The sequence below is a fragment of the Sphaerotilus sp. genome, from assembly GCF_041083715.1.
GTDB lineage: Bacteria > Pseudomonadota > Gammaproteobacteria > Burkholderiales > Burkholderiaceae_C > Sphaerotilus.
The window spans coordinates 1-6,955 of sequence record NZ_JBFPGY010000289.1 but is presented as its reverse complement, the minus strand read 5'-3'; the positions used below and the strand labels follow the sequence as shown (position 1 = coordinate 6,955).

Below are 6,955 nucleotides of genomic sequence, written 5' to 3'. Positions count from 1 at the left end.
GGCATGCGCTGCTCGCCGATGGCGAAGAAGCGCCGGCTGCGCTCGGTCTGGGCGCCCCACAAGGCCCGCGCCGGCACCTCGATCGGGCCGAACGTGTCGGATTCAGTGCGGGTGGCCATGACAGATTCCCTGGAAACGGAGTGCCTCGATTGTGGCCCGGACCGCATTCCCTGCTCCTGTCATGCCCACCAGGCCGGAGACCTCAACCGCCAAGGGCCTTGAACAGTCCGACCCGGTTCACCTGCTCGGCCAGCCGGGTCTGCACCAGCGCCTGCTCCGCGGCCAGCAGGCTGCGCTGCGCGTCCAGCCGGTCCAGCTCGCTGGCGGCGCCGTTCGTGTAGCGCAACTCGGTCAGCCGGGCGATCTCGCGGGCGGCATCGAGTTGCTGGCGCTGGGCATCCAGCTGTTCGCGCCAGCTCGACAGGCCCGCCAGCGCATCCGCCGTCTCGCGGAAGGCGGACTGCACCGCCTTCTCGTACTGCGCCACCGCGATGTCGCGGCTCACCTTGGCGACGTTCAGGTTCGCCTGGTTGCGGCCCGAGTCGAAGATCGACACCAGCGCCTGCGCGCTCAGCGTCCAGGCGAAGTTGCCCGCCTGGAACAGATCGCTCAGGCGGCTGCCGACCTGTCCTGCACTGCCGGTCAGGGCCAGACGCGGAAAGAACGCCGCCCGTGCGACGCCGATGTTGGCATTGGCCGCCACCAGCGACTGCTCGGCCTGGATCACATCCGGACGCTGCAGCAGCACCTCGGAGGCCAGACCGACCGGCACCGGCGCCAGCACACCCGCATCGACCACCGAGTCCGCCGCCGTGGACGCTCCCGGCACCAGCTCGGCCGGTACCGGCCCGCCGACCAGCAGCGCCAGCGCGTTCAGATCCAGCTCGCGCTGGCGGCGCAGCTGCACCTGCGCGTTGCGGGCCTGCGCAACGAGGCTCTGCGCGGTCTGCAGCTCCAGCGACGAGGCGGCGCCTGCGTCGAAGCGCAGCTTCGACAGCTTCAGCGTGGCCTCCCGGCTGGCCAGCGTGCGGTCGGCGACCGAGAGCAGGTCGGCATCCGCGCCCAGCGCCAGCCAGCCAGAGACGACCGCCCCGACCAGCGCCAGCTCGGCGCTGCGCCGACCGGCTTCGGTGACGAGCACCTGCGCCTGTGCGGCTTCGCCGAGGTTGGCGATGCGGCCGAAGAGGTCCAGCTCCCAGGCGGTGACCTGCACACCGGCGGTGAAGGTCTGCGTCTGGCGGCCCGTCGTGGTGCTCGGCGCGGTGGCGGCGGTCAGACCGGCGCCAACGGTCGGCAGCCGGTCGGCCCGCGCCACACCGAGCTGCGCTTCGGCGCGCTGCACGTTGAGCACCGCCACGCGCAGGTCGCGGTTCTGCTCCAGCGCGCGCTGCACGAGCTGCGCGAGCAGTGGCGACTGCACGAAGGCCTTCCAGCCCAGCGGCACGGCCGCGCCCGCCGGCGCAGACGCTGCGACCTCGGCCGGCAGCGGCAGTTGCGCGGGGATCGGTGCGGCCGGGCGTTCGTGGCGCGGCGCGAGGTTGGTGCAGCCGGCCAGCATCAGCGCGGCCACGATCAGTTCAATGCGTCCCATGGATGCCATCCGTCTCATGACTTGTCCTTCAGCAGTTCCGCCACCGAATCCGTCGTCGAGGACGACAGCGCCGTGCTGTGTGGTGCCACATGGCCGCCAGGGAAGATCTTGCGCACGACGACGTAGAACACCGGCACGAAGAACACCGCCAGCACGGTCGCGGTGAGCATGCCGCCCATCACGCCGGTGCCGATGGCGCGCTGGCTGGCCGAGCCCGCGCCCGAGGCGATCGCCAGCGGCAGCACACCCAGGATGAACGCGAACGAGGTCATGATGATCGGCCGGAAGCGCAGGTGGCAGGCTTCGAGCGTCGCCTCCAGCAGGCCCTTGCCCTCGGCCTGCAGGTCCTTGGCGAACTCGATGATCAGGATCGCGTTCTTCGCCGACAGGCCGATGATGGTGATCAGGCCGACCTTGAAGTACACGTCGTTGGGCATGTCGCGCAGCCACACGCCCGACAGCGCCCCCAGCACCCCCAGCGGCACCACCAGCAGCACGGCCACCGGAATGCTCCAGCTTTCGTACAGCGCCGACAGGCACAGGAACACCGCCAGCATCGAGAACGCCAGCAGGACCATGGCCTGCGAGCCGGAGAGCTTTTCCTCCCGCGACTGGCCGGTCCACTCGAAGCCGAAGCCCGGCGGCAGCTGGCTGGCCAGGCGCTCCATCTCCAGCATCGCGTCGCCGGTGCTGGCGCCCTTGGCGGCGTCCCCGGAGATCTTCATCGCCGGGTAGCCGTTGTAGCGCACCATCTGCACCGGGCCAGTCACCCAGCGCGTGGTCGCAAACGCCGAGACGGGCACCTGCTGGCCCTTGCTGTTGGGCACGTACAGCGCCAGCAGGTCCTCGGGCTGCATGCGCGCCCCGGCCTCGGCCTGGACGATCACCCGCTGCAGGCGGCCCTGGTTCGGAAAGTCGTTGACGTAGGTCGAGCCGAACGCCGTCGCCAGCACGCCCGCGATGCTGTCGTAGGACACGCCCTGCGCCGCCGCGCGCTCGCGGTCGATCTCCAGGCGCAGCTGCGGCGCGTCTTCCAGGCCGTCCGGGCGCACGCCGGCCAGCACCTTGCTCTGGCCCGCCATGCCCAGCAACTGGTTGCGGGCGGCGAGCAGCGCGTCGTGGCCCTGGCCGGTGCGGTCCTGCAGGCGGAAGGTGAAGCCGGTCGCATTGCCCAGTTCGGGGATCGGCGGCGGGCTCAGCGGGAAGATGAACGCATCACGTACGCCCATCAGCGCGCCAAACGCCCGACCCGCCAGCGCCTGCGCCGAGTGCTGCGGACCGGCGCGTTCCGCCCAGTCCTTCAGCGGCACGAAGGCCAGCGCCGCGTTCTGGCCCGAGCCCGAGAAGCTGAAGCCCAGCACGCCCACGACCTTGTCCACCTCCGGCTGCTTCAGGAAGAAGCCCTCGACCTGCTGCATCACCGCCTCGGTGCGGCTGAGCGTGGCGCCCGGCGGCAGCTGGACGTTGACGATCAGGTAGCCCTGGTCCTCGTTGGGCAGGAAGGACGTCGGCAGCCGCGTGTACATCAGCCCGACCCCCGCCAGCACCGCCGCGTAGATCACCAGATAGCGCCCCGCCTTGCGGATGATGCGGGCGACGAGCCCCTCGTAGCCGTGCGTCGTGCGCTTGAAGCCACGGTTGAACCAGCCGAAGAAGCCGCGCTTGGCGTGGTGGCCCGGATCGACCGGCTTGAGCAGCGTGGCGCACAGCGCCGGCGTCAGCGTCAGCGCCATCAGCGCCGAGAACAGCATCGACGCCACCATCGACAGCGAGAACTGCCGGTAGATGTTGCCCACCGAACCGGCGAAGAAGGCCATCGGCACGAACACCGACACCAGCACCACGGTGATGCCGATGATGGCGCCGGTGATCTGGCCCATCGCCTTGCGCGTGGCCTCGACCGGGCTCAGGCCCTCCTCGGCCATCAGGCGCTCGACGTTTTCCACCACGACGATGGCATCGTCCACCAGGATGCCGATCGCCAGCACCATGCCGAACAGCGTCAGCACATTGATCGAGAAGCCCGCCACCAGCATCACCGCGAAGGTGCCCAGCAGCGCCACCGGCACCACGATGGTCGGGATCAGCGTGTAGCGGAAGTTCTGCAGGAACAGCAGCATCACCAGGAACACCAGCGCGATGGCCTCGACCAGCGTGTGGATCACCTGCTCGATCGAGATCGAGACGAACTTCGAGCTGTCGTAGGGCACCTCGTAGCGCACGCCCTCGGGGAAGAAGGCGGACAGCTCGGCCATGCGGGCCTTGATCGCCTTGGCGGTGGCCAGCGCATTGCCGGTGGGCGCGAGCTGCACGCCGACACCGGTGGCGGTGACGCCGTTCAGGCGCGACGAGCTGGCGTAGGTCTGGCCGCCCAGCTCGATGCGGGCGACATCCTGCAGGCGAACGGATGACCCGTCGGCGTTGCCACGCACGATGATCTGGCCGAACTCGGCCACCGTGCTGAGCTGGCCGCCCACCGTGACGGTGGCGAAGGTGGTCTGCGCGGCGACGTTGGGCAGGCCACCGACCGTGCCGGCGGAGACCTGCAGGTTCTGCGCGCGGATCGCGTTGGTCACGTCCGCGGGCGTCAGGCCCAGGCCGACCAGCTTGGCCGGGTCGATCCAGACGCGCATCGCCCGCTCGGTGCCGAAGAGCTGCGCCTGGCCGACGCCGGGCACGCGCAGCAGCTCGGGCTGGATGTTGCGCGCCGCGTAGTCACCCAGCGCCACTGGGTCGTAGGCCGGGTTCGTGGACGTCAGCATCACGAACAGCAGGAAGTTCGAGCGCGCCTTGTCCACGCGCACACCCTGCTGCGTCACCGCCGAGGGCAGCCGCGGCGTGGCGCGGCTCAGGCGGTTCTGCACCTCGATCTGGGCGATCGACACATCGGTGCCCGGCTCGAAGGTCACGGTGATCTGGCCGCCGCCGTTGGCGTCGGCGCTGGACTCCATGTAGATCAGGTTCGGTGCGCCGTTCAGCTCCTGCTCGATGACGGCCAGCACGCTCGATTCGAGCACCTGCGCCGACGCGCCCGGGTAGGCGGTGGTGATGACGATGGACGGGGGTGCGACCGTCGGGTATTGCGACACGGGCAGCTTGGTGATCGCCGCCGTGCCGAGCACGATGATGAACAGCGCGATCACCCAGGCGAAGATCGGCCGGTCGATGAAGAACTTGGAGGACATGCGGGGACCTCCGGCTCAGCGACTGGCGGCCGAGGCCGGGGCGGCCGCGGGCATGGCCGCAGGCGCCGCCGGCGCACTGCCCATCGGCACCCACGGCACCGGCGTGACCGGCGTCTTCGGGCGCATCTTCTGGAAGCCGTCGACGATGACCTGCTCGCCTGGCTTCAGTCCGTCCAGCACGACCCAGTCCGCGCCGTTGGCGCCGCCGATCTTCACCGGCCGCGGCGCCGGCATGTTGCCTTCGCCGACCACCATCACGGTGTCACCGGCCGTGCCGCGCGTGACCGCCTGCTGCGGCACCAGCACGCCCTGCGCGGCCTCGGCCTGCGCGAGGCGCACCTTCACGTACAGCCCCGGCAGCAGCACGCCGTCCGGGTTCGGCACCTCGGCGCGCAGCGTGACCTGGCCGGAGGTGGCGTCCACCGACAGGTCGGAGAACAGCAGCTTGCCGGGGTGGGCGTATTCGGTGCCATCCTCCATCACCAGCCGCACCTCCGCGCCCGCCCCACCCGCCCGCTTGAACTGGCCGGACTCGTAGGCGCGGCGCAGGCGCAGCGCCTCGGAGGCCGACTGCGTGAAGTTCACATACAGGCGGTCCACCTGCTGGATCAGCGCCATCTGCGTGGCCTCGCCCTGGCCGACCAGCGCGCCTTCGGTGACGAGGGCGCGGCCGATGCGGCCGGTGATCGGCGCGCGCACGGCGGCGTAATCGACATTGAGCTTCGCGGTCTGCACAGCCGCCTTGGCCGTGGCGAGATCGGCCTGGGCCTGCTTCACCGCCGTCTGCGCGGCGACCCATTCGGTCTGGCTGATGGCCTTGGCGGCGACCAGCGGCTCGTTGCGCGTCAGCGTGGACTGGGCCTGCGCGAGGTTGGCCTCGGCCTTGGCGGCGGTGGCGACAGCGCTGTCGAGCGTGGCACGGTAGGGCGCGGCGTCGAGCTGGTAGAGCGACTGGCCGGCCTTGACCTCGGCGCCTTCGGTGAACAGGCGCTGCTGCACGATGCCGGCGACACGGGCGCGGACCTGCGCGGTGCGCCAGGCTTCGAGCCGGCCGGGCAGCTCGGCGCGGATCGCGACCGCGTGCGGCTGCGCGGTGATCACGCCGACGGCGGGCGGCGGCGGTCCCTTGCCCGCGCCAAGTGCCCCGGGGGCCCCTGCACCGCCCGCGCCACCAGGCGCCGGGCTGGAGCCGCCGCCGCACGCCACAAGGGCCGCGACGGCGACCAGCACCGCCAGACCCGACGTCGCGCGCTGCGCCGCCGGGATGATCTGCATCAGAGGTTTGACGTTCATGAGGTGTTTTCCGCGTCGCCGCGACGGATGAGGACTTGAAAGGGAGCCGATGGCGCACAGTTTACATACACTCTCGAATGTATGTTGCAGACTGACCAAAAGGAGACACCGTGGCCCGACGCACGAAGGAAGAAGCCGCCGCGACCCGCGAGCACCTGCTCGACACGGCGGAGACGGTGTTCCTGCGCGAAGGCGTGGCGCGCACCTCCCTGCAGAGCATCGCGGCCGAAGCCGGCCTGACGCGGGGTGCCATCTACTGGCACTTCAAGGACAAGGCCGAGGTCTTCAACGCGATGATGGAGCGGGTCTGCCTGCCCTGCGAGGCGGAGCACGACGCACAGGAACAGACCCTCCTGCCCGATGCCGATCTGGTCGACGCCCTGCGGGCGTTCGCGTGGGTGCCGATCACCCGGATGCTGGACGACGAACGCACGCGGCGCGTCTTCACCATCGCCATCCACCGCACCGAGTACAGCGACGAGATGCGCCCGGCGCTGGAGCGGCACATCGCGGCGATGGAGGATTTCCGGGCGCGCATCGAACGGATGGTCACCGCGGGTCAGGCGCGGGGGGTGTTCGATGCGGGGGTGGAGGCGCGGGCGGTGTCGATCGGGTTCATGTCGCTGATCGATGGGCTGCTGACGCGGGCGACGCTGATGCCGGTCGAGTCGAGGGATGTCGAGGGCTACCGCGGCGGGATCGAGGTGTTCCTGCGAGGGGTGCAGCGAGCGAACGCCTGATATGTGATGTTTGCCACGCATCAGGCGAGGCTGTGGAACCAGCGCCATTCGAGCACCGTGGACGGTGTTGCGGTGGCGCTCTATTCTGTGCGGTCGCGGGGTTTTGCAGGATGGGCTTGCAGGGTTTTAGGGAACGTTTAGGGGGA

Annotated in this window: 4 protein-coding genes; 1 reads left to right on the top strand and 3 read right to left on the bottom strand. The window is 70.2% G+C overall.

Annotated features, from left to right (window positions below):
- Positions 1 to 202: 202 nt before the first annotated feature.
- From AB3X43_RS13345 to AB3X43_RS13335, 3 genes are read right to left on the bottom strand one after another with little or no spacing between them, the layout of a single operon-like run.
- Complete coding sequence (locus tag AB3X43_RS13345; protein WP_369430345.1) at positions 203 to 1,591, bottom strand: efflux transporter outer membrane subunit; 1,389 nt, start codon at positions 1,589 to 1,591, stop codon at positions 203 to 205.
- 14 nt (positions 1,592 to 1,605) lie between these two features.
- Positions 1,606 to 4,776: an efflux RND transporter permease subunit gene (locus AB3X43_RS13340; protein WP_369430344.1), complete on the bottom strand. Its 3,171-nt coding sequence runs from the start codon at positions 4,774 to 4,776 to the stop codon at positions 1,606 to 1,608.
- A gap of 15 nt (positions 4,777 to 4,791) precedes the next feature.
- Entirely contained in the window at positions 4,792 to 6,069 is a 1,278-nt protein-coding gene (locus AB3X43_RS13335) for an efflux RND transporter periplasmic adaptor subunit (protein WP_369430343.1), read from the bottom strand.
- A 110-nt stretch (positions 6,070 to 6,179) separates the two neighbouring features.
- On the opposite strand from AB3X43_RS13335, the gene AB3X43_RS13330 reads away from it, so the two are divergent.
- Entirely contained in the window at positions 6,180 to 6,809 is a 630-nt protein-coding gene (locus AB3X43_RS13330) for a TetR family transcriptional regulator (protein WP_369430342.1), read from the top strand.
- Positions 6,810 to 6,955 lie beyond the last annotated feature (146 nt).

What these genes read in the sequence shown, in the direction of transcription:
- AB3X43_RS13335 (WP_369430343.1), bottom strand. Translation starts at nt 6,069, where the DNA reads ATGAACGTCAAACCTCTGATGCAGATCATCCCGGCGGCGCAGCGCGCG.
- AB3X43_RS13340 (WP_369430344.1), bottom strand. Translation starts at nt 4,776, where the DNA reads ATGTCCTCCAAGTTCTTCATCGACCGGCCGATCTTCGCCTGGGTGATC.
- AB3X43_RS13345 (WP_369430345.1), bottom strand. Translation starts at nt 1,591, where the DNA reads ATGGGACGCATTGAACTGATCGTGGCCGCGCTGATGCTGGCCGGCTGC.